At 67.1% G+C, this 20,182-nt stretch carries 19 protein-coding genes and 1 riboswitch; of the genes, 9 read left to right on the plus strand and 10 right to left on the minus strand.

All coding sequences use genetic code 11. The features are described 5' to 3' along the window. Nucleotides 1-112: 112 nt before the first annotated feature. From ACLJOO_RS41995 to ACLJOO_RS42005, 3 genes are read right to left on the minus strand one after another with little or no spacing between them, the layout of a single operon-like run. On the minus strand, nt 113-373 hold the full coding sequence (locus tag ACLJOO_RS41995; protein ID WP_410793915.1) for a methyltransferase domain-containing protein: 261 nt from the start codon (nt 371-373) through the stop codon (nt 113-115). Then, a complete protein-coding gene (locus ACLJOO_RS42000) occupies nt 301-558 on the minus strand; it encodes a hypothetical protein (protein WP_410793876.1) in 258 nt (85 codons plus the stop codon). The genes ACLJOO_RS41995 and ACLJOO_RS42000 overlap by 73 nt, the downstream gene beginning before the upstream one ends. Then, complete coding sequence (locus tag ACLJOO_RS42005; protein ID WP_410793878.1) at nt 555-1,379, minus strand: class I SAM-dependent methyltransferase; 825 nt, start codon at nt 1,377-1,379, stop codon at nt 555-557. The genes ACLJOO_RS42000 and ACLJOO_RS42005 overlap by 4 nt, the downstream gene beginning before the upstream one ends. A gap of 88 nt (nt 1,380-1,467) precedes the next feature. Here ACLJOO_RS42005 and ACLJOO_RS42010 point away from each other — a divergent pair, with 88 nt between their 5' ends. The 4 genes from ACLJOO_RS42010 to ACLJOO_RS42025 all read left to right on the plus strand — a co-directional run bounded on the left by ACLJOO_RS42010 (nt 1,468) and on the right by ACLJOO_RS42025 (nt 7,620). Further along, nucleotides 1,468-2,733 carry a Fic family protein gene (locus ACLJOO_RS42010; protein WP_410793879.1) on the plus strand — a complete coding sequence of 422 codons (1,266 nt, stop codon included), beginning with the start codon at nt 1,468-1,470 and terminating at the stop codon, nt 2,731-2,733. Between the two features lie 69 nt (nt 2,734-2,802). Then, the gene (locus tag ACLJOO_RS42015) at nt 2,803-3,384 is read left to right on the plus strand and encodes a DinB family protein (protein WP_410793881.1); all 582 of its coding nucleotides are present in this window, start codon (nt 2,803-2,805) and stop codon (nt 3,382-3,384) included. 60 nt (nt 3,385-3,444) lie between these two features. Then, nucleotides 3,445-3,613: riboswitch (cobalamin riboswitch) on the plus strand. A 156-nt stretch (nt 3,614-3,769) separates the two neighbouring features. After that, nucleotides 3,770-6,571, plus strand: coding sequence for a ribonucleoside-diphosphate reductase subunit alpha (locus tag ACLJOO_RS42020; protein ID WP_410793883.1), 2,802 nt, complete (start codon nt 3,770-3,772; stop codon nt 6,569-6,571). Continuing rightward, on the plus strand, nt 6,553-7,620 hold the full coding sequence (locus tag ACLJOO_RS42025; RefSeq protein WP_410793916.1) for a ribonucleotide-diphosphate reductase subunit beta: 1,068 nt from the start codon (nt 6,553-6,555) through the stop codon (nt 7,618-7,620). The genes ACLJOO_RS42020 and ACLJOO_RS42025 overlap by 19 nt, the downstream gene beginning before the upstream one ends. Before the next feature lie 52 nt (nt 7,621-7,672). Here ACLJOO_RS42025 and ACLJOO_RS42030 read toward each other — a convergent pair whose 3' ends face one another. From ACLJOO_RS42030 to ACLJOO_RS42050, 5 genes are all read right to left on the minus strand, one after another. Further along, nucleotides 7,673-8,515, minus strand: coding sequence for an alpha/beta hydrolase (locus tag ACLJOO_RS42030; protein ID WP_410793884.1), 843 nt, complete (start codon nt 8,513-8,515; stop codon nt 7,673-7,675). A 78-nt stretch (nt 8,516-8,593) separates the two neighbouring features. Next, nucleotides 8,594-9,781, minus strand: coding sequence for an alginate lyase family protein (locus ACLJOO_RS42035; protein WP_410793886.1), 1,188 nt, complete (start codon nt 9,779-9,781; stop codon nt 8,594-8,596). An 84-nt stretch (nt 9,782-9,865) separates the two neighbouring features. Further along, a complete protein-coding gene (locus ACLJOO_RS42040; protein WP_410793887.1) occupies nt 9,866-10,033 on the minus strand; it encodes an isochorismatase family protein in 168 nt (55 codons plus the stop codon). A gap of 122 nt (nt 10,034-10,155) precedes the next feature. Continuing rightward, on the minus strand, nt 10,156-11,481 hold the full coding sequence (locus tag ACLJOO_RS42045) for an MFS transporter (RefSeq protein WP_410793889.1): 1,326 nt from the start codon (nt 11,479-11,481) through the stop codon (nt 10,156-10,158). After that, nucleotides 11,478-11,924, minus strand: coding sequence for a MarR family winged helix-turn-helix transcriptional regulator (locus ACLJOO_RS42050; RefSeq protein WP_410793891.1), 447 nt, complete (start codon nt 11,922-11,924; stop codon nt 11,478-11,480). The genes ACLJOO_RS42045 and ACLJOO_RS42050 overlap by 4 nt, the downstream gene beginning before the upstream one ends. A 154-nt stretch (nt 11,925-12,078) precedes the next feature. Between ACLJOO_RS42050 and ACLJOO_RS42055 the strand changes: the two genes are divergently transcribed. From ACLJOO_RS42055 to ACLJOO_RS42075, 5 genes are read left to right on the plus strand one after another with little or no spacing between them, the layout of a single operon-like run. Beyond that, complete coding sequence (locus ACLJOO_RS42055; RefSeq protein WP_410793893.1) at nt 12,079-13,296, plus strand: ROK family protein; 1,218 nt, start codon at nt 12,079-12,081, stop codon at nt 13,294-13,296. Further along, nucleotides 13,293-14,582 carry an extracellular solute-binding protein gene (locus ACLJOO_RS42060; protein WP_410793895.1) on the plus strand — a complete coding sequence of 430 codons (1,290 nt, stop codon included), beginning with the start codon at nt 13,293-13,295 and terminating at the stop codon, nt 14,580-14,582. Before ACLJOO_RS42055 ends, ACLJOO_RS42060 begins: the two co-directional genes overlap by 4 nt. A 6-nt stretch (nt 14,583-14,588) precedes the next feature. Next, entirely contained in the window at nt 14,589-15,557 is a 969-nt protein-coding gene (locus ACLJOO_RS42065; protein ID WP_410793897.1) for a carbohydrate ABC transporter permease, read from the plus strand. Then, nucleotides 15,554-16,375, plus strand: coding sequence for a carbohydrate ABC transporter permease (locus tag ACLJOO_RS42070; protein ID WP_410793898.1), 822 nt, complete (start codon nt 15,554-15,556; stop codon nt 16,373-16,375). The genes ACLJOO_RS42065 and ACLJOO_RS42070 overlap by 4 nt, the downstream gene beginning before the upstream one ends. A 20-nt stretch (nt 16,376-16,395) precedes the next feature. Next, nucleotides 16,396-17,865, plus strand: coding sequence for a glycoside hydrolase family 3 protein (locus ACLJOO_RS42075; protein ID WP_410793900.1), 1,470 nt, complete (start codon nt 16,396-16,398; stop codon nt 17,863-17,865). 8 nt (nt 17,866-17,873) lie between these two features. On the opposite strand, the gene ACLJOO_RS42080 is transcribed toward ACLJOO_RS42075, so the two are convergent. Both ACLJOO_RS42080 and cimA read right to left on the minus strand, forming a co-directional pair. Beyond that, on the minus strand, nt 17,874-18,110 hold the full coding sequence (locus tag ACLJOO_RS42080; protein ID WP_410793902.1) for a hypothetical protein: 237 nt from the start codon (nt 18,108-18,110) through the stop codon (nt 17,874-17,876). Further along, nucleotides 18,107-19,696 (minus strand): citramalate synthase, encoded by a 1,590-nt coding sequence (cimA, locus tag ACLJOO_RS42085; RefSeq protein WP_410793904.1) that lies wholly within the window; start codon nt 19,694-19,696, stop codon nt 18,107-18,109. The genes ACLJOO_RS42080 and cimA overlap by 4 nt, the downstream gene beginning before the upstream one ends. Nucleotides 19,697-20,182: the final 486 nt, after the last annotated feature.

The following is a 20,182-nucleotide window of genomic DNA, read 5'->3' on the forward strand; positions in this document are numbered from 1 at the left end:
ACCGAGCGCTTCACCCCAGTGGACGTATACGTACTGTTGCGCTGCCGTCCCTAGCACGCCTTGAGCCGGAGCAGTGCCCACTGGTAGTGCATGACGCGGTCGTCGTCCCAGGTCATCCACTGCTCCACCACGCCGTACCGGCCAAGCACTTCGCGCAGTCCCTCGTCGCTACGGATGCTGAAGAACCGGCCGGGCCCGTAGCCCTTGCCGTCCTCCTAGACGTGCTCATCGTCCAGCCGGCATCGAACGTGGCGTCCTCGAACGGCAGGTCCAGGATTGATGCGACCTCCGCGTGCAGGCTCAGCTCACGGCAGGCGTCGACACTGGCCGGCGAGAGGTCCACGCCGGTGTGGGTGAAACCGGCCGCGGCGATCGCCTCCCCGTCGCGGCCGGGACCGCAGCCGAGTTCGAGGACGGTGTCGCGTCCTTCGGCGCGGAGTTGGTCGAGTACGCCGTACGCCGGGCTACTCGCGGCTCGGGGAGGTCGCGGTCGACGCGAGCCTGGATCTCGTTGGAGTAGTAGGTGATCAGGTCCTGCTCGCGTTCTGCGCGGCTCATGGCTTCGTGAGCTTCAGGGCGAAGAGGAGTGGGATACGAGGGGCGGTGTCCGGAAGGCGCCACCAGCCGTGCGGGGTCTGTTGCATCGATGGCCAGCGGGGCCACGGGAGTACTTCGGACTCGCGGAGGGTGGTGAGTTGGAAGCCTGCGTCGGCGAGGGTCGTGGTGATTTCGCCTAGGCCGTGGCGCCATTCGTAGCTGGTCTGGCGGCCGGGGACTTCGTCGCCTGTGTAGGTGACGGTGGAGTCGTGGGCGATCGGGCCGCGGCCTTCGAGGTAGTCGGCGCGGAGTAGGAGGTCCTCGGATTCGCCGGGTAGGGAGACCTCACGGAGCGCGTTGAGCAGCGGGTGGAACTCGACGATGTAGAGGACGCCGCCAGGCTTGAGCAGATCGCGGACGACTTCGGCCCACTGCTTCAGTTCGGGCAGGTAGCAGAGCGCGCCCTTGCCGGTGTAGACGATGTCGAACTGCCGGCCGTCGACCGCATCCAAGGCGTCGTACACGTTGGCGTGCACGTAGTCGACCTCGACGCCCGCCTCAGCCGCGATCCGCCGCGCGGCCTCCAGCGACTTCTCCGACAGGTCGAGCCCACTGGTCCGGGCACCCCGTCGTGCGAACTCGATCGTCTCGGTCCCCAGATGACACTGCAGATGCAGTACGTCGCGACCGTCGAGCGGACCGAGATCCTCCCACTCGTAGTCGGCGAACCAGAACTCCGCGGGCCGGTCGTAGAAGTCGCTCGCCGCATGCAGCGGCGCGCGGGCGTTCCAGTCGGCCTGATTGGCGGCCACCATCTGCTGCGTCTGAGCGTCCAGAGTCACAACCAGCAGTCTCCCCATCACCGGGTTCAATCCAGGTTGTTTATCCACAGGTCTTGTTCAAGGTTTGTGGATAAGCTTGAATAAGAGTATGGCACGGGTTGAGTTGCATCGCTGGCCCGGGCACCCCGACGGGTTCACCCGGGCGGAGCGCCTGGGCGGGTCGTACGAGCTGTATTTCCCCGACCCGCTGGTCGGGCGTGAGTTCGACCTGTCCGACGACGTACTCGCACTGCTCGAGGACGCCGCCGGCGATCTGGCCCGCCTCGACGCGACTGCCGCCGTACTGACGAACAGCGAGGCGTTGGCGCGGTTGCTGCTGCGCGCCGAAGCGGTCGGGTCGTCGCATATCGAGGGGCTCGTCGTCGGCGCGCACAGGTTGCTGAAGGCCGACGTACTGCGGGATCGCAGTCGCGACGTGACCGCCGAGGAGGTGCTCGGCGCGGTCGACGCGATGACGTGGGTGACCGAATCCGTCCAGGCCGGCGACAAGCTCGAGGTCGACCATCTGCTCGAGGCGCATCGCCGGTTGATGGCGCAGTCGCCGCACCCGGAGTACGGCGGCGAGATCCGGTACCTGCAGAACTGGATCGGCGGCCGCTCCCCCGCCGAGGCGTACTACGTGCCGCCGCCGGCGCAGCTGATTCCCGATCTGCTCGCGGACCTGATGACGTTCGTCCGCGAGTCGGGGCTGCCGGTGCTGGCGAAGACCGCGATCGCGCACGCGCAGTTCGAGACGATCCACCCGTTCGCCGACGGCAACGGCCGAACCGGGCGCGCGCTGATCCACCTGATCCTGCGCGCCGACGGCCTCATCACGCGCACCGTGCCGCCGGTCTCGCTCTCGCTCGCCACCCACGCCGCGGACTACATCGAAGCACTGACCGCCTTCCGGTACGTCGGACGCGCGACGACCGCGAAGGCCCGCGCAGCCGCGAATCCGTGGCTGGGGATGTTCGCGAAGGCCTGCACGCACGCGACCGCCGAAGCCGCACGCTTCGAGCAGACCGCGGCCGACCTCAAGGCGGAATGGCGGGAACGCGCGGCGCCGGTCCGCGCCGGCTCCGCGGCCGAACTCCTGATCGAGGCACTGCCCGCCGCGCCCGTGCTGACGCTCGCGGCCGCGGCCCAGCTCATCGACCGTTCCCAGCAGGCCGCCAACCAGGGCCTCGCCCGATTGGTCGAGACCGGCATCCTGCGCGAGCTCACCGACGGGCGCCGGAACCGCGTCTACGAGGCGCCCGAGCTGATCGACGCGTTCACCTTGCTGGAGCGTCGCTTCGCGAGTCCGGCCGCGGACACCCGGATCGAGCCGCCTAGCAGACCGGTCCCGGCAAGGCCAGAACCGACACACTAGGGGGTTTGACTTTCTGGTTGCGATCGAGCAAGAATTCGAACATATGTTCGATCGTACAGGGGAGTTGTGATGCCGGAGGCGTTCGACTGGGACATCCTGCACCGGCCGTCGGCGATGGCGATGGTCCGCGGCCAGCTCGGCTTCAGCTGGATGGTGCTGTCCGGGCGGCTCGCCCAACTGACCGACGAGCAGTACTTCTGGCGACCGGGCAGCGAGGCGCTCACCGTCGTACGGCGGCATTACACCGGGCGGTTCCGGCCGCTCGGGTCCGGCGAGTGGGTCGCGCAGTGGCCGGACGAGCCGGACCATCGCGGACCGCGGACGATCGCCTGGCTGATCGCGCATCTGACCGAGATGTTCTTCGAGCGCTGGGAGTGGACGTTCGGCGAGAGCCGGCAGGGGCGGGCCGACATCACGCTGCACGGCAACGCCCGGGACGCGGTCGCCTGGCTGACCTACTGGGTCGAGGCCTGGCAGGACGCGATCGCCGGTCTGGACGAGGACGCCGCGATGACGATCGGCCTGAGCCAGGCGAACGAACTGGACGCCGCCGAGCCGTTCGGCCACGTGGTCCTGCGACTGAATCGCGAGCTGATCCATCATGGCTCGGAGATCATGACACTCCAGGATCTCTACGCGGTCGCAGCGTGAGGACCACAAGATGTGCGACACGCGGCGTGGCGCTCCCACAAGATATAGATCTTCCCACCTAGCATCACTACTACTGGTGGTTCGGAGCGGTTGGCACCACAAGATGTTGATCATTCCGAGGCAACAGGGGAATCCGGTGCGAATCCGGAGCTGCCCCGCAACGGTGTGTGGACGTGCTGTCGAGGCGTGTCCGCGAGCCCGGATACCTGCCACCGGTGCGTGCACCGCCGGTGCACGCGGTCCGAGATCTCGCGGGTGGGTCGCAGGGCGGACGGCAGTGTTCCCCGGCCGGTGCTGCCGGTCCCGTCATGCGCCCGCTCGCGTGGTCCCGGGTCACCGAACTCTTCTGGAGCGCACACCTGTGACCATTGCTTCCTCATCATCTGTGGCTGCATCACCTGTTTGGGGGGACCTTCGAACAGAACTGACCGTCATCCGCCGCGACGGCAGCAGTACGCCGTTCGACGCCGGCAAGATCTCCGTCGCCGTGACGAAGGCGTTCCTCGCCGTCGAGGGCGCCGACGCGGGCGCCACCCACCGGGTCCGTGACCTGGTCGCCGACCTGACCGGCCGGGTCGTCACCGCCTTGACCAGCCGCGGCGACACGCGCCGCAGCGTGCAGGTCGAGGACATCCAGGACCAGGTCGAGCTGGCGCTGATGCGCGCCGGCGAGCACCAGGTCGCCCGCGCCTACGTGCTGTACCGCGAGGAGCGGACCAAGGCCCGCACCGCCGCCGACCCGACCGGCGTCACCGAGAAGCCGGCGCTGACCGTCCGCGCGGCCGACGGCAGCCGGTCCCCGCTCGACGTCGACCGGCTCCGGGTGATCGTCGCCGAGGGCGCCTCCGGACTCGACGCGGTCGACCCCGAACTGATCCTGAACGAGACCCTCGGCGCCTGCTACGACGGCATCGCACACCACGAGGTCGAGCTCGCGCTGGTGATGGCCGCGCGGTCGTACGTCGAGACCGAGCCGCAGTACAGCTTCGCCGCGTCCCGCCTGCTGCTGGACCAGATCCGCCGCGAGGCGCTGGGCCGCGTCCACGGCGAGCCCCGGCAGGCCAGTCAGGCCGACATGAGCACCGCGTACGTCGACTACTTCCCGCGCTACATCCAGACCGGTATCGAGGCCGGCCAGCTCGATCCCGAGCTCGGCCGCTTCGACCTCGACCGGCTCGCCGCGGCGATCAAGCCCGAGGCCGATCTGAACTTCACCTTCCTCAGTTTGCAGACGCTCTACGACCGGTACCTGCTGCACCTCGACAAGGTGCGGTACGAGTTGCCGCAGGCGTTCTTCCTCCGGGTCGCGATGGGGATGGCGCTGCGCGAGGACGACCGCGAGGCGCGGGCGATCGAGTTCTACGAGCTGCTCAGCTCGTTCCGCTTCATGTCGTCAACGCCGACGCTGTTCAACTCCGGCACCACCCGGCCGCAGCTGTCGTCATGCTTCCTGACCACGGTCGAGGACGACCTGTCCGGCATCTTCACCGGCATCCGCAACAACGCTCTGCTCGCCAAGTACTCCGGCGGCCTCGGCAACGACTGGACCCCGGTCCGCGGCATCGGCGCCCACATCCGCGGCACCAACGGCGAGTCCCAAGGCGTAGTCCCCTTCCTCAAAATCGCCAACGACACAGCTGTAGCTGTGAATCAGGGCGGAAAAAGGAAGGGCGCGGTGTGTGCGTATCTCGAGACGTGGCATATCGATGTCGAGGAGTTTCTCGATCTGCGGAAGAACACCGGTGACGAGCGGCGGCGTACGCATGACATGAACACGGCGAACTGGGTGCCGGACCTGTTTCTGCAGCGGGTGGAGGCCGGTGGGGAGTGGACGTTGTTCTCCCCCAACGAGGTGCCGGATCTGCACGATCTGTACGGCGCGGCGTTCGCCGAGGCCTACGCGCGGTACGAGGCGGCTGCTGATCGCGGGGAGATCCGGGTGTTCAAGCGGGTCAAGGCCGTTGACCTGTGGCGGCGGATGCTGACCGTGCTGTTCGAGACCGGGCACCCGTGGATCACCTTCAAGGACGCCTGCAACCTGCGCTCGCCGCAGCAGCACGACGGCGTCGTCCACTCGTCGAACCTGTGCACCGAGATCACCCTGAACACCACCGTCGAGGAGACCGCGGTCTGCAACCTCGGCTCGGTCAACCTGGTCGCCCATCTGACCGAGGACGGGCTCGACGCCGACCTGCTCCGAGACACCGTGAAGACCGCGGTGCGGATGCTCGACAACGTCATCGACGTGAACTTCTACACCACTCCGGAATCGGAGCGCGCCAACCAGCGGCACCGCCCGGTCGGCCTCGGCCTGATGGGGTTCGCCGACGCGTTGTTCACGCTGCGGATCCCGTACGCGTCCGACGCCTCGGTCGAGTTCGCGGACCGCTCGATGGAGCAGATCAGCTACCACGCGATCGAGGCGTCCAGCGATCTCGCCGCCGAGCGCGGCCGCTACTCGACGTACGACGGATCGCTGTGGAGCCAGGGGATCCTGCCGATCGACTCGCTCGACCTGCTGCACACCGCGCGCGACGGTGACGTCATCATCGACCGCGACACGCAACTCGACTGGGACGGTCTGCGCGCGAAGGTCCTGCGTGACGGCATGCGGAACTCGAACGTGATGGCGATTGCGCCGACCGCGACGATCTCCAACATCTGCGGCGTGAGCCAGTCGATCGAGCCGACGTACAGCAACCTGTTCGTGAAGTCGAACATGTCCGGAGAGTTCACCGTCGCCAACCCGTACCTGGTCGCCGATCTGAAGGCGCGCGGGCTGTGGGACCAGGTGATGGTGTCGGACCTGAAGTACCACGACGGCGTGGTCGCGGGGATCGAGCGGATCCCGGCCGACCTGCGCGAGCTGTATGCGACGGCGTTCGAGATCGACCCGCTCTGGCTGGTGAAGGCCGCGTCGCGGCGGCAGAAGTGGATCGACCAGGCGCAGTCGCTGAACCTCTACATGGCGAAGCCGTCCGGCCGGGCGCTCGACGAGCTTTACCGGTCAGCTTGGCGTTATGGCCTCAAGACGACTTATTACCTGCGTTCCCAGTCAGCGACCCATGTCGAGAAGTCCACGCTGAAGGGCACCGACGGCCGGCTCAACGCCGTACCCGTGTCCATTCCTGAACCGACCGGAGCGGTCTGCTCCATTGACGACCCCGACTGCGAGGCCTGCCAGTGACCACCGGACTGAGCGAGATCACCGTGGGCGCATCCCGCGTGCAGGTCACCGACAAGGCGATGATCAACTCCCGCGCGGACGTGAACCAGCTGCTGCCGCTGAAGTACACGTGGGCCTGGGAGAAATACCTTGCCGGGTGCAACAACCACTGGATGCCGACCGAGGTGTCGATGCAAGCCGACATCTCACTCTGGAAGTCGAAGGACGGCCTCACGGACGACGAGCGGCTGATGCTGAAGCGGAACCTCGGGTTCTTCGCCACCGCGGAGTCCCTGGTCGCGAACAACATCGTGCTCGCCGTCTACCGCCAGCTGAGCAACCCCGAGTGCCGTCAGTACCTGCTCCGCCAGGCGTTCGAGGAGGCCGTGCACACGCACACGTTCCAGTACATCTGTACATCCCTCGGTCTCGACGAGGGCGAGCTGTTCAACATGTACCGCGAGGTGCCGTCGATCTCCGACAAGGACGCGTGGGCGCTCAAGTACACGCAGCACCTGGAGGACCCGGATTTCCGCACCGGTACGCCGGAAGCGGACACGGTGTTCCTCCGCGACCTGATCGCGTTCTACGTGGTGTTCGAGGGGATGTGGTTCTACACCGGGTTCGCGCAGATCTTGTCGCTCGGCCGGCGGAACAAGATGGTTGGGATCGCCGAGCAGTACCAGTACATCCTGCGCGACGAGTCGATCCACCTGAACTTCGGCATCGACTGCATCAACCAGATCAAGCAGGAGAACCCGCACCTGTGGACGACCGCGTTCCAGGCCGAGGTCCGGCAGATGCTGACCGAGGCGTGCGAGCTGGAGGTCGCCTACGGCCGCGCCACCATGCCCAACGGCATGCTCGGCCTGACCGCGGACCTGTGCGAGCAGTACATGCACTTCGTCACGGACCGCAGAGCAGAACAAATTGGTATCGAACCGATTTTCGGTGAAACGCGCAATCCGTTCGGATGGATGTCAGAGGTGATGGACCTGAAGAAGGAGAAGAACTTCTTCGAAACCCGCGTCATCGAGTACCAGTCCGCCAGCGGACTCAGCTGGGACTGACCCGAGACCGGAGGGCCCGCGGTGCAACTCGCCGCTCCGCGGGCCTTCCACCTCAGGCTGCGTACTTCCGGATGAAGTCGAGGGTGGTGAGCGCGACCTCTTCCCAGCCGTGGTCGATCACCAGCGAGTGACCGCGACCGGGCAGCTCGACGAACTCGGTGATGCCGGTGTTCTTCGTGTGCTGCTTGTACGCCGCATGCGTGATCGCATGCGGCACCGTGTGGTCCTTCTCCCCCGACACCAGCAGGATCGGACCGCGGTTGTCCGCTTTGTAGTCGACCTTGGTCTCGCTGAACGGGTTCAGGTTCGCCACCGCCGCCTGGAAGATCGGTACGCCGGACGCCGCGACATGGAACTCGTCGTACAACTGCCGGGCTTCCTCCTCGTCGAGGTTGTTCGCCCAGCCGTACTTGAACTCGTCGAACGTCAGCGTCACCGATCGGCGGGCGTTCGCCGGGTTCCCCAGCACCGGCGAGCCGGCCTTCAACGCGGACGGCGGCAACGGCAGTACGCCGCGACCCGGCGCCGGATCGATCGACACGGTGACGGCGGCCGCACCTGCACCGGCGATCTTCTGCGCGATCAGCCCGCCGAACGAGTGCCCGACGACGGCGGGCTTGCGGTCCAGGCCGCCGATCGCTTCCAGGTAGTGATCGGTGACGGCCTGGACCATCTTGCGCGCGAACACCTCGGGGTGGTCGCGCGCCTCGGCCACCGTCTCGGGATCGTCCGGCCAGCCAGGCGCGATGGTGCTGTAGCCGTTCTCCTCGAACAGCCGGCGCCAACGGTCCCAGCTGCTGGACAGCAGCCAGAGACCGTGGATGAACACCACAGGTTGCTTGCCGGACGCGTTGGCCCCCTCGACTTCCGACTGTTCGCGATCAGTCAGCGACATAGTCCCCCTCCTCGGACTCGGAATGCTTGCGATGCTAGTCCTGGAGCGTCGCCGACACCCAGCAGTCGAGGAGATTGGTCAGCGGGGGTTGTTGGCGTGGGTGAGGGTCTCCCAGGCGAAGAAGTAGTTGGCGCCGGCCGGGCGTTTGGATTCGGTGTAGCGCAGCGTTGTGGGCATCTCCTGGCCGAGGCGGTTGTGGTAGTGGTTGTAGACGATCTCGGTGACCGCTCCGAGGCCCTTCTTCACCGTGCCGCCGCAGAGGTTCGACGGGGTGGCCGCGCCGTTCTCCAGGCGGGTGTGGAAGTAGAAGCCGTCGGTGAGTCGCTTGCCTGCTTCGGCGTACAGGTCGACGCCTTGGTGGTACGCGGTTTCGGCGACGTGGGTCGCGGCGGTGAGGCCCCAGCCGGTGTGGCCGAAGTCGCGGCAGGTCTCCTGGGCGAGGCCGTTCGAGAACGTCGATTGGCCTTGCCAGTAGTCGATGATCTCGTCGCGGGTCTCCTTGGAGGGACACGTCGACGGCGCCTTCGGGTAGGAGCCGTCGGTCGTCTCGTAGACGTACCCGGGTAGCCGGCCGCGCCAGATGCTGACGGCCTTGTCGAAGGCCGCGTGGTCGTCGAGGAAGACCGCGATCCCGATCGCGGCGTCGGTCATGATCAGTTCCCAGTTGCCGTTCTTGCACCCGGCGCCGTTGCGCACCTCGGGCAGGTACACGGTGCGCAGCATCGCCTCGAAGCGCCCGCGCTGCGCCCAGGTCCCGCCGTACGTGTGCTTGATCAGCTCGCCGGCGCGGGAGAACGACGCACCGGACCAACCGGTCTGCAGCGGCGCGTTGCTGTTCGTGTGATCTCGCAGTACGGCGGACCATGCGTCCATGATCTGGATCGACTTCTTGGCGTAGCGGTCGTCGCGGGTGATGTACCAGAGCAGCGCGTGCGTGTACGCCGCCAGTGCGTCGTTGCGCTCGTCCGAGCAGCCGTAGTTCGGGTTCGAATTGGAACCGCACTCGACGATCGCGCGCGGCTTCGGGGTGTACGACAAGGCAGCGTACGAACTCGCCTTCATCGCGTCGTACGCCGCCGTCTGCGGTTGTGCTCCGGCTTGGACCTGCTGGCGGGCGAAGTCGAGCTGCGCCTTGTCGACAAGTACTCCGGGATGCTTGAACGCGGACAGTGTCGGACCGGCCGCTGTACTGGGCGGAGCGGTCACCAGTACGGCGGACGCGGCGACGAGCGTGAGAGTGAGGACCAAAAGGAGTGGGCGGGGCATGCTGCCTCCTCGTATCGGGGCGGTGACAGTAAGCTAACCGGCCAACAACTATTAGTAAACCTTCCTATCTGAACTGATCCGAACTTATCCGAGCACAGCGAGAATCTCGGCCGTCGAGCCGGTCTCCCCCAGCCGCGGGAAGATCCAGTTCAGCGAGTTCTCGTGGGCGGACGCACTCAGGTCGGTCATGGCGTCGGTGGCAAGGGTGACGTGATAGCCGTGCTCGTACGCCGCTCGCGCGGTCGACTCCACGCCGATACTGGTTCCGCGGTGGGATGCGGTGCACCGGGCAGGACGGCGACACCGTTCTGCAGGTCGATGACGACGAGGGCGGTCTTCGGGTCAAGGGTGGTGACAGGCACGGATGAACCTCTCTATTCGGGTAGGTCGAGGAAGGTGACCAGCAGGAGCATTCCGGCGACGACGAGCAGGAAGATCGCCAGGTCGTGCAGTCCGGCCGTGGTTGCGCCGTACTGGAAGAAGTGGGCGTTCGCCGCGGCGGAGATGAGGGCGCCGACGTACACGCAGGTTCGCAGCAGGCCGGCGGACGAGCCGATCCGGGCCGGATCGGCCTGCTGGTAAAGGGCTGTCTGGTTGGCCAGGTTGTTCAGGCCTTGCGGCACACCCGCGATGACCCCAACCACCGCGAGTACCCAGATCGGCGTCCGAGGGCCGACGAACACCTGGGCCAGCGCAGCCATCAACAGGAAGAGGCCTCCGGCAACGAGTTTGCTGCGGATCGCCGCCCGCCGACCGGTCAACGCAGTGATCACTACCGCCGCCAGCGATAGCGGCAACAGAAGCAGTCCGGCGGAGGACGCACCCAACCCTCGGGCCTCCTCCAACCATTGGGTGAAGCCGTAGAGGAACGAGTACGCGCCGACGAACGCGAGCACCTGCCGCGCGTAGGTCAGGATCAGCGGCCGGTTGCCGCCCAGTACGCGCAAGTCGATGAACGGCGCCACGACCCGCAGCTGCGCGATCACGAACGTCGTACCCAGGACGAGCGCGAGCACCGGCAGGTACCAGCGCGAGACCCGCGGCTGCATCAGGAAGAACATCAGCGAGACCAACGTGCCGGCGAACAACACAATGCCTACGTAGTCGAGTCCGCCGACGCCTCGCGAGCGTGGGCGCCGCGGCAGCCAGAGCGTGCCGAGGACCACGCAGATCACCGACAGCGGGACGTTGATCGTGAAGATCAGATGCCAGCCGCCGAGCCCGATCAGGAGTCCGCCCAGCGTCGGCCCGATCACCGCGATCACCTGGTTCGCGATCGACAGGCTGCTGAGGATGGCGGCAGGAGTGTCCATCCCGGTTCGATCGGCTTCGCTGCGGATCAAGGACATCGACGCCGGGTACGCCGCCGACGTACCGAGTCCGAGGAGGACGCGCGAGACCACGAGTACGCCGAGGTTGGGGGCCAGCGCACCGAGCAGACCGGCCAGGCCGACGAGCGAGGTGGCGAACAGGTAGAGCGGCCGCGGCCCGAACAGGTCGACGAGTCGGCCCATCACCGGCTGACCGACCGCGGTGGCCAGGTAGAGGCCGGTGACGAGCCATGCGGTCTGCGACGGCGGTACGCCGAACGCGGCGCCGATCGGGATCAGCGCGACCGCGAGCATCGACGAGTTGATCGGGTTCAGGATCGACCCGACGAGCATCGGTGCGATCAGATGCCGGTCGAAGCGCTGGGTCAACGCCGCGTCGCCGCCTCGATCGCATGGTCCAGCAGCGCGAGCGCCCTGATGATGTCCTGCCGCTCGGCCTCCGTGCAGTGATCCTGCAACGTCCGCGCCAGCCATTCCTGCCGGACCTTGCGATCCCCCTGCAGGCGATGCCGCCCGGCCGTGGTCAGCGACACGACCTGCCGCCGCCCGTCCTCGGGATCGGGATGCCGCTGGACCAGATCGGCCGCACGCAGCGCGGCCAGGATCGCCGCGATCGACTGCGGCCGGATCCGCTCCGCCGCCGCCAACTCGCTCGCCGACGCCGGCCCGTCCTTGTCCAGCCGGCTCAGGACCGACGACTGCGACGGCGTCAGGTCATCGGTTTCCGCGAGCGCCTTCAGCTGTCGCTTGACCCGGCCGAAGACGACCCGCACCTCACTGGCCGCACGCGCCGCGGACGCCGATATCTCCATACCGCCCACCATAACTCATCAGTCCAGACTGATCAGTTCAGGCTGTCATTGGAGCCGCCAACGGCACGGCGACCACTTTCCGGAATCCCTGGACACGGCGCGGCGGACCGGACTAACGTCTCAGCTCAACCAATTCTATTCACCGTGAGAATAAATGACGAAGATGGCACAAGGTCCCCGGACGGCGAACCGCGGGGCGATCATCGCCGCGCTGCTGTCAGGGGTCGGGATCGACCGGCGGCAACTGGTCGAGCAGACCGGACTCAGCTGGGCGACCGTGGCCCGGATCGTGGACGACCTGCTCGCCGACGGGCTGGCCCTGGAGCAGCACAAGATCGTCCGGGAAGGCCCGGGCCGGCCGGGAGCCGCACTCGGGTTCAACCCGCTGTCCGGGTTGGTGTGCGGGATCGACCTCGGCGGCACCTACTGCCGGATGGTGATCGCCGACGGCATCGGTACGGCGATCATCCGCTGCCGGGACGAGACACCGCGGGATCTGGGCGCCGCCGAGCTGGCGTCCTGGATCGCGACCCGCGTCCTCGGGTTGGTCGAGCGGTACGGCGACGGCGTACCGCTCACGTCCGTGGCGATCGGACTGCCCGGTGTCGTTGCCTCCACCAAGGATCGCGTGGTCGGCGCGTTCAACCTGCCGCAGATCCTCGGCACCACCTTCGTCGAGACGGTCGCCGCGGAGCTCGGCGTACCGACGATCATCGACAACGACTCCAACCTGGCGCTGCTGGGTGAGCTGCACTACGGCGAGTTGCCCCGGGATGAGACCGTCGTCCTGCTCAGCCTGGGCACTGGTCTCGGCTCGGCGGTCGCCTTCAACCGGCAGGTACTCGCGGGACCCGAGGGTCTGCTCGGCGAGTTCGGCCGGCTGCGGCTGCCGGGTCGCAAGGAACGGCTACGGGACCTGCTGTCCGGCGCCGGCTTGCTCGCTCTCGCGCACGAAGCCGGTCACCGACTCAGGAAGGCCGACGAGGTCTTCGCCGCACCGGACCGCTTCGGCGGCCTGGTCGACGAGATCCACGAGGCGCTGCTGCATCTGGTGTCGATCGTTGCCCTGGCCTACGAGCCGATCACGGTGGTCTTCACCGGCGGCTTCTCCGGTGCGTTCAGCGACTCCGTCCTGGAGACGGTGAGCGCCGAGACGTACGAGACGGTCGGCGTACACAGCGATCTGCGCCGGTCTGTGCTCGGGGATTCGGGCGGCCTGCTGGGTGCGATGGCCGCCGCCCTGAGTGGTTACTACACCGCGATCGGGGTGGCCCGCCACCAGGTCGCCTCGATCACTACGTCCGCCCTCGGTGTCGTGGCCCAGCTGGACCGCTGCGCTGTCGACCCATCAGACGAAGAGGAACTCTCATGAAGCCCTGGAAGACCTTGGCTCTCCTCGCATCGATATCGCTCAGCGTGGCCGCCTGCGGCGGCTCCGGTCCGAGCAAGGCCGCACCGACGAACAAGCTGACCGTCTGGATGATGACCGGCGGCCCCGGCGACAAGACGATCATCAACGACGTCACCAAGCAGTTCAACGAGAAGTACCCCGACGTCAAGGTGACCGTCGAGGTGCAGCAGTGGGACAACATCGTCACCAAGCTGACCACCGCGCTCGCCTCCGACAACCCGCCGGACATCGTCGAGATGGGCAACACCCAGACCCCGATGCTGACCGCGTCCGGAGCCCTGGCCGAGCTGACGGACAAGAAGGGCGAGTTCGAGTCGTCCGACCAGTGGCTCGCCGGCCTCGCCGGACCGTCGACGTACCAGGGCAAGCTCTACGCCACTCCCCTGTACGGCGGAACGAAAGTCGTCATGTACAGCAAGAAGATGTTCGCCGCCGCGGGCATCGCCAATCCGCCGGCGACCGTCGACGAGCTGATCGCCGACTGCGGGAAGCTGGCCAAGGCGCACACCTCGACGCCGAACTTCTCGGCCTTCTACATGCCCGGCCAGTACTGGTTCGCCGGGATGCCGTTCCTCTTCGGCAAAGGCGGGACGATCGCCACCGACAAGGACAACAAATGGACCGCGCAGATGAGCAGCGCGGAGAATCAGGCCGGCCTCGCGGAGTGGAAGAAGTTCCAGAACGCCTGCTCGACGCCGTCCTCGATCGGCGCCGATACCGACAGCCCTGATCAGGACCAGGTCTTCGCCGACCAGAAGGCCGCGATGATCTACGTCAAGGCGTGGGAGCCCGGCGCGGTCGCCGAGAAGAACGCGAAGGCCGCCGCGGACGCCGGGTACTTCATCATGCCCGGCTACGAGGCGGGCAGGCCGCTGCCGGTGATCGTGGCCGGCTCGACGATCGGCATCGCGCAGAACAGCCCGAACAAGGACATGGCCGTCGACTGGCTGAAGATCATCACCGGCAAGACGTTCCAGCAGACGATGACCCGGACGATCCACCAACTCCCGGTCGTCACCGCCTTCCTGCCGACGGGCAACGTTCCCGAGGTGCTGAAGCTCGGCGCCCAGGCGGCGACGGTCAGCCAGGCGCTGCCGGCCACGCCGGGTGAGGCGACTCTGGAGACCGAGAGCTACAACGAGCAGTTCTTCTCGAAGATCGCCAAGGGCGCCGACATCGCGAAGTCCGCGCAGGAGTACGACAAGCACGCGACCGAAGCGTTCAACGCCCAGTCCGGACAGCGCTGACGGCCGATGACCTCGCTGACCCAGGCGCCGGAGACCGCACCGGTAACGCCGCCGCGCACCGACCTTCCGGTGCGCGGCCATCGGCTCGCGCGGCTCACGCCGTACGGCTTGATCGGACCGGCGGTGATCGCGTTCGCGGCCGTCCTCGGCTATCCGCTGGTACGGCTGATCTGGCTGTCGGTGCAGGACTTCGGGCCGCGGTCGCTGTTCACCGGGGAGGCTCCGTTCGTCGGCCTCGACAACTTCACCCGGGTGCTGGCGGACAGCGACTTCTGGTTCACGCTGCTGCGGACGTTGATCGTCAGCGTCGCCTGCGTCGGCGGCCTGATGGTGATCGGCTTCCTGCTGGCGTCCCTGCTGATGCAGGTGTCGGGGTGGGCGCGGGTAATGCTGTCGGTCTGCCTGGTTCTGGTCTGGGCGATGCCGATGGTGTCGGCGACGATGATCTGGCGCTGGCTGTTCGAGCCGCAGTACGGCGTCCTGAACTGGGTGATCACGCAGCTCAAGATCTTCGGCGACTTCTCCGCGCACGACTGGTTCTCGTCGCCGAGCCAGGCGTTGTCCCTGATCATCGCGCTGATCGTGTGGAAGGGTCTGCCGTTCGTGGCGCTGACCCTGTACGCCGCGATGGGCCAGATCCCCGGTGATCTCTACGAAGCGGCTGCTCTGGACGGCGCCGGGCGGTGGAACGTGGCGCGACACGTCACGATGCCGATCCTCGGCCCGGTGCTCGCCGTACTCGTGCTGCTCGAAGTGATCTGGTCGGTCAACTCGTTCACGCCGATCTGGGTGCTGACGCAGGGCGGCCCGGACGGCGGTACGACGACACTCGGCGTCTACTCGTACCTCGAGGCGTTTACCCGCAACGACTACAGCGGCGGCGCGGCGATCGCGATCATCACGGTGCTGCTGCTCGCCGTACTGTCCGTGCTCTATGTACGGCGGTTGTTCGCGCAGGACGAGGCGATCGCATGAGGAGAAAGCGCGCAGTACCGAACACGATCGCCGTACTGGTCTCGCTGGTGGTGATCTTCCCGGTCTACTGGATGTTCGCGACCGCGTTGAAGCAGCCCGGGAAGATCTTGTCCGCGACGCCGGAGTTCATCCCCTGGCCGCTGAGCCTGGACAACTTCCATACGGCACTGACGCACGGGCCGTTCCTGCACTACGTCCGCAACTCGTTGCTGGTCTCGGTGTCGACCGTGCTGATCGCGCTGATCGTTGCCTTGGGCGCCTCGATCGCGCTGGCCCGGTTCCGATTTCTCGGCCGCCGCGCGTTCCTCGTCGGGCTGGTGCTGGTCCAGATGGTGCCCGGCTCGGCGATGGTGATCCCGCTCTACCTGATGCTGCGGTCGGTCGGCGCGATCGACTTCGTGCCCGGACTGATCATCACCTACATGACGTTCGTCCTGCCCTTCACGATCTGGACCCTGCGCGGCTTCGTGGCCGGGATCCCCCTGGAGCTCGAAGAGGCCGCGATGGTCGACGGCTGCGGCCGGTTCGGCGCGTTCTGGCACATCCAGCTCCCGCTGCTCGCGCCGGGCATCGTGGCCACCTCGATCTTCGCCTTCATCAGCGCGTGGGACGACTACCTGTTCGCCTACGTGTTCCTGAAGTCGCAGAACAACTACACGCTGCCGGTCTGGCTGGTCTCGTTCCAGACCTCCGACGGCATCGACAACGGCGCCACCATCGCGGCGTCGGCGATTTTCTCGCTCCCGGTGCTGATCGTCTTCCTGCTGATCCAGCGCCGGCTGGTCGGCGGGATGACGGCCGGCGCGGTCAAAGGCTGAACCCCCTTCAGGAGGATGTTGTGACTTCAGAGCTGCAGCGGCTCGCCCATGGTGTGCTGTTCCCCGCGCTCGGCCGGCCGAAGGTGCCGAACTGGGTGCCGTCCCGGATCGACGCCGGTCTCGGCGGGTTCGTGATCTTCGGCAGGGACACCGTCGACGGGCCGCAGTTCCGGCAGTTGGCCGCGCAGTTGCACGGTCTGCGCGACCACGTGCTGCTGTCGATCGACGAGGAAGGCGGTGATGTCAGTCGGATCGCCGACCTCGGTGGGTTTTCGATGCCGGGTAACCGCGCATTGGGTGAGCTGAACGACGTCGAATTGACCCGGCAGGCGGCGTACCAGATCGGGTTGTCGCTGGTCGAGGCCGGGATCGACTGGGACCTGGCGCCGGCGGTCGACACCGCGGTCAACCCGCTGAGCCCGAACGGGATTCGTTGCTTCGGATCGGATCGCTCACTTGTCAGCCGGCATACGGCCGCCTGGGTGTCGGGGCTGCAGGCGGCTGGAGTCAGTGCGTGTGCGAAGCACTATCCGGGGCATGGCATGAGCGGGACCGACGCGCATCTCGCGACGCCGCTGGTCGACGTTTCGCGGGAGGAGTTGCTGGCGAGCTATCTCGATCCGTTCCGCGCGGCGATCGAGGCGGGCGTCGACAGCATCATGGTGTCGCACGACATGGTGCCGCAGGTCGACGACGTACCGGCGACGATCAGCAAGGTGCTGCTGACCGACATCCTGCGGGGCGAGCTCGGGTACGACGGGGTGGTGATCACCGATGCGCTCGAGATGTACGGGATCGCGGACGTGGCGCCGTTGCCGGAGGCCGCCGTACGGGCGATCGAGGCCGGAGCCGACGCGCTCTGCCTAGGGTCGTGGGCGTTCCTCGACGACGTGGATGTGGCGGCGGCTGCGTTGGTCGATGCTGTCGAGAGCGGGCGGTTGCCGCTGGAGCGGTTGGAGAGCGCGAACGAGCGACTGGCTCGGCTCGGGACGCGACCGAAGGCGGATGTGGCGGAGCGAGACAACGAGTTGGGCGCGCGGTTGGCCGAGCAAGTCGTCGTGACGCACGGGGATCCGCGGGTGCGCAGTGACGCCGTACTGATCATCCGGCTGGAGCCGACGCACTCCCCCGCTGCTGGGTCCTCCGGGTGGGGCGTGGAGCAGCTGCTGCGCGACGCCGGGAAGGTTGTCGAGAGCATCGGGTTGTCGGGGGCGACGTACAACGGGCCCGGAATGGCTCGGGCCGGAGTCGGGGAGTTCCGGTCGGAGTACGGCGCCGACAGCCAGGTGGTGCTGCTGGTTCGAGGGGCCCATCGCTTCGACTGGCAGGAGAAGCTGATCGGCGAACTGCAGAGCCAGCATCCGGACATGATCGTCGTCGACATGGGCGTGCCCGGCGTCGACTACTCGGGCTTCGCCGGCTGGATCCAGACCTTCGGCAGCGCTCGCGTCTGCTCGGAGGCCGCTGCCCGGCGGCTCCTGGCCGACTAGCTGGCCGACTAGCTGATCGATACCTCGAGGACGCCGATCACCTTCTCGAGCCGGGCGGCGACCCGCCCGGCGTCGAAACCGTTGCCTTCGACGACGATCCGCAGCTCGCCCCGGTCCAGTGACAGGGCGAGCTCGCGGACGTCGTACGGATTGAGCAGTACGGCGATCCGCGCCAGCAGACCGCCCGTCTCGACCACCTCGGCGGTGAACACCGTGACGGCGCGTTCGACAGCGAGCAGGCTCATCGGACGACCTCCTTGTGGCGCAGCAGACCGAACGTGAAGCCGTCGACCAGCGCCTCCCAGGACGCCTCGACGATGTTGTGGCCGACCCCGACCGTCACCCACGAGCCCTCGCCGTCCGCGGTCTCGATCAGCACTCTGATCACCGCGTCCGTCCCGTGGCCCTGATCGAGGATGCGGACCTTGTAGTCGACCAGCTCGAACTTGTTCACCACCGGGTACGCGCGCTCGATCGCCGTCCGCAGCGCGTGGTCGAGCGCGTTGACCGGGCCGTTGCCCTCCCCCGTGACGATCTCCCGCTCGCCGCCCGCGACCAGCTTCACCGTCGACTCCGAGACGGCCTCGCCGTCGGCCCGCGACTCGGTGATCACGCGCCAGGACTCGACGTCGAAGAACGACGCCCGCTTCCCGGTCACCTCTTCGGTCAGCAGCAGTGAGAACGACGCGTCCGCGGCCTCGAACGTGTAGCCGCGCGACTCCATCTCCTTCACCCGCTCGGTCACCCGGGTGACCACGTCGCGGTCGTTGCCGAGGTCGAACCCGAGCTCCCGGCCCTTCAGCTCGACGCTCGCCCGGCCGGCCATCTCGGACACCAGCATCCGCATGTCGTTGCCGACCTTCGCCGGATCCGTGTGCTGGTAGAGATCCGGGTCCACCTTGATCGCGCTGGCGTGCAGGCCCGCCTTGTGGGCGAACGCCGACACCCCGACGTACGGCTGCCGGGTCGACGGCGGCACGTTCGTCACCTCGGCGATCGCGTGCGCAAGCCGGAACGACTCGGCGAGATTGCCCTCCGGGAGCAGCTTCAGGTCGCGTTTGAGTTCGAGGTTGGCGACGATCGCCAGCAGGTCGGCGTTCCCGGTGCGTTCGCCGTACCCGTTGATCGTGCCCTGGACGTGCGTGACGCCGGCCTCGACGGCGGCGATCGTGTTCGCCACCGCGCAGCCGGCGTCGTTGTGACAGTGGATGCCGAGCCGGGCCCCGGTCGATTCGAGTACGTCGCGGACGACGTCCTGGAGCTCCCGGGGCAACGTCCCGCCGTTGGTGTCGCAGAGCGCGACGACGTCGGCGCCGGCCTCGGTGGCTACTCGTACGACCTCCAGCGCGTAGGCGCGGTTCGCGCGATAGCCGTCGAAGAAGTGTTCAGTGTCGAGGAACACCCGCTGGCCGTTCTCCCGCAGGTGCCGGACGGTGTCGGCGACCATCCGGAGGTTCTCGTCGAGCGTCGTACGCAAGGCCCGCTCGACGTGCGCGTCGTGGCTCTTGGCAACGAGTGTGACGACGCCGGCGCCAGACTCCCGCAGGGCGGCGACCTGCGGGTCGTCGGCGGCCACTGCCTCCGGCTTACAGGTCGCGCCGAAGGCCGCGAACGTCGCGTGCCGCAGGTGCAGCTCGGTCTTCGCCCGCTCGAAGAACTCGGTGTCCTTGGGTACGGCGCCCGGCCAGCCGCCCTCGATGAAGCCGACCCCCAGCTCGTCCAGGTACTGCGCGATGGCGATCTTGTCGGCCACGGACAGCGCCAGACCCTCCTGCTGCGCACCGTCGCGCAGAGTCGTGTCGTACACGTGAAAATCGTCCGAGATGCTCATGCGGGTCGGCCTTCCGGAGGGGTGTGCGGCGTCGATACGGGCAAACAAAAAACCTCCCGCAAGGTGCGAGAGGTCTGCGCGCTCAGGTACAGCAGGCTGAGCGCGCCTAGGAAATAATCACCCGATAGTGCTTCATGACGTTTCGCAGTCTGCCACACAATGTCCGGACCATGACGAGCCCGTCTCGCATCACGAACATTCAGTACTGCGACCTGTACTCCAACCTGTACTCCAGCGCCCACCCCAGTCCCGTCCGCCTCGGCCTCCCCCTCCCACCACGTCCTGGTGGAAGGCCTCCCCAAACCGGTTTGGGGAGACGTTGTGCGTGAACTGGGGAGCGATACTGCCCGATTCGGGAGTGTGATGTGAAGGGACATGTCGGACAGGGTGTGAAGGGACATGTCGGACAGCGGGTTGTGTTAACTGGTCGAGGGTAGGGGTTTGGTGGCGCGGCGTGCGCGGGGCAGGCCGGACGGGGTGTCTTTG

The organism is Kribbella sp. C-35 (assembly GCF_046549195.1).
Taxonomy (GTDB): Bacteria; Actinomycetota; Actinomycetes; order Propionibacteriales; family Kribbellaceae; genus Kribbella.

Coding starts and splice junctions, on each gene's coding strand:
- ACLJOO_RS42000 (WP_410793876.1), bottom strand. CDS start 558: ATGAGCCGCGCAGAACGCGAGCAGGACCTGATCACCTACTACTCCAAC.
- ACLJOO_RS42010 (WP_410793879.1), top strand. CDS start 1,468: ATGGCACGGGTTGAGTTGCATCGCTGGCCCGGGCACCCCGACGGGTTC.
- ACLJOO_RS42015 (WP_410793881.1), top strand. CDS start 2,803: ATGCCGGAGGCGTTCGACTGGGACATCCTGCACCGGCCGTCGGCGATG.
- ACLJOO_RS42030 (WP_410793884.1), bottom strand. CDS start 8,515: ATGTCGCTGACTGATCGCGAACAGTCGGAAGTCGAGGGGGCCAACGCG.
- ACLJOO_RS42035 (WP_410793886.1), bottom strand. CDS start 9,781: ATGCCCCGCCCACTCCTTTTGGTCCTCACTCTCACGCTCGTCGCCGCG.
- ACLJOO_RS42050 (WP_410793891.1), bottom strand. CDS start 11,924: ATGGAGATATCGGCGTCCGCGGCGCGTGCGGCCAGTGAGGTGCGGGTC.
- ACLJOO_RS42055 (WP_410793893.1), top strand. CDS start 12,079: ATGACGAAGATGGCACAAGGTCCCCGGACGGCGAACCGCGGGGCGATC.
- ACLJOO_RS42060 (WP_410793895.1), top strand. CDS start 13,293: ATGAAGCCCTGGAAGACCTTGGCTCTCCTCGCATCGATATCGCTCAGC.
- ACLJOO_RS42065 (WP_410793897.1), top strand. CDS start 14,589: ATGACCTCGCTGACCCAGGCGCCGGAGACCGCACCGGTAACGCCGCCG.
- ACLJOO_RS42070 (WP_410793898.1), top strand. CDS start 15,554: ATGAGGAGAAAGCGCGCAGTACCGAACACGATCGCCGTACTGGTCTCG.
- ACLJOO_RS42080 (WP_410793902.1), bottom strand. CDS start 18,110: ATGAGCCTGCTCGCTGTCGAACGCGCCGTCACGGTGTTCACCGCCGAG.
- cimA (WP_410793904.1), bottom strand. CDS start 19,696: ATGAGCATCTCGGACGATTTTCACGTGTACGACACGACTCTGCGCGAC.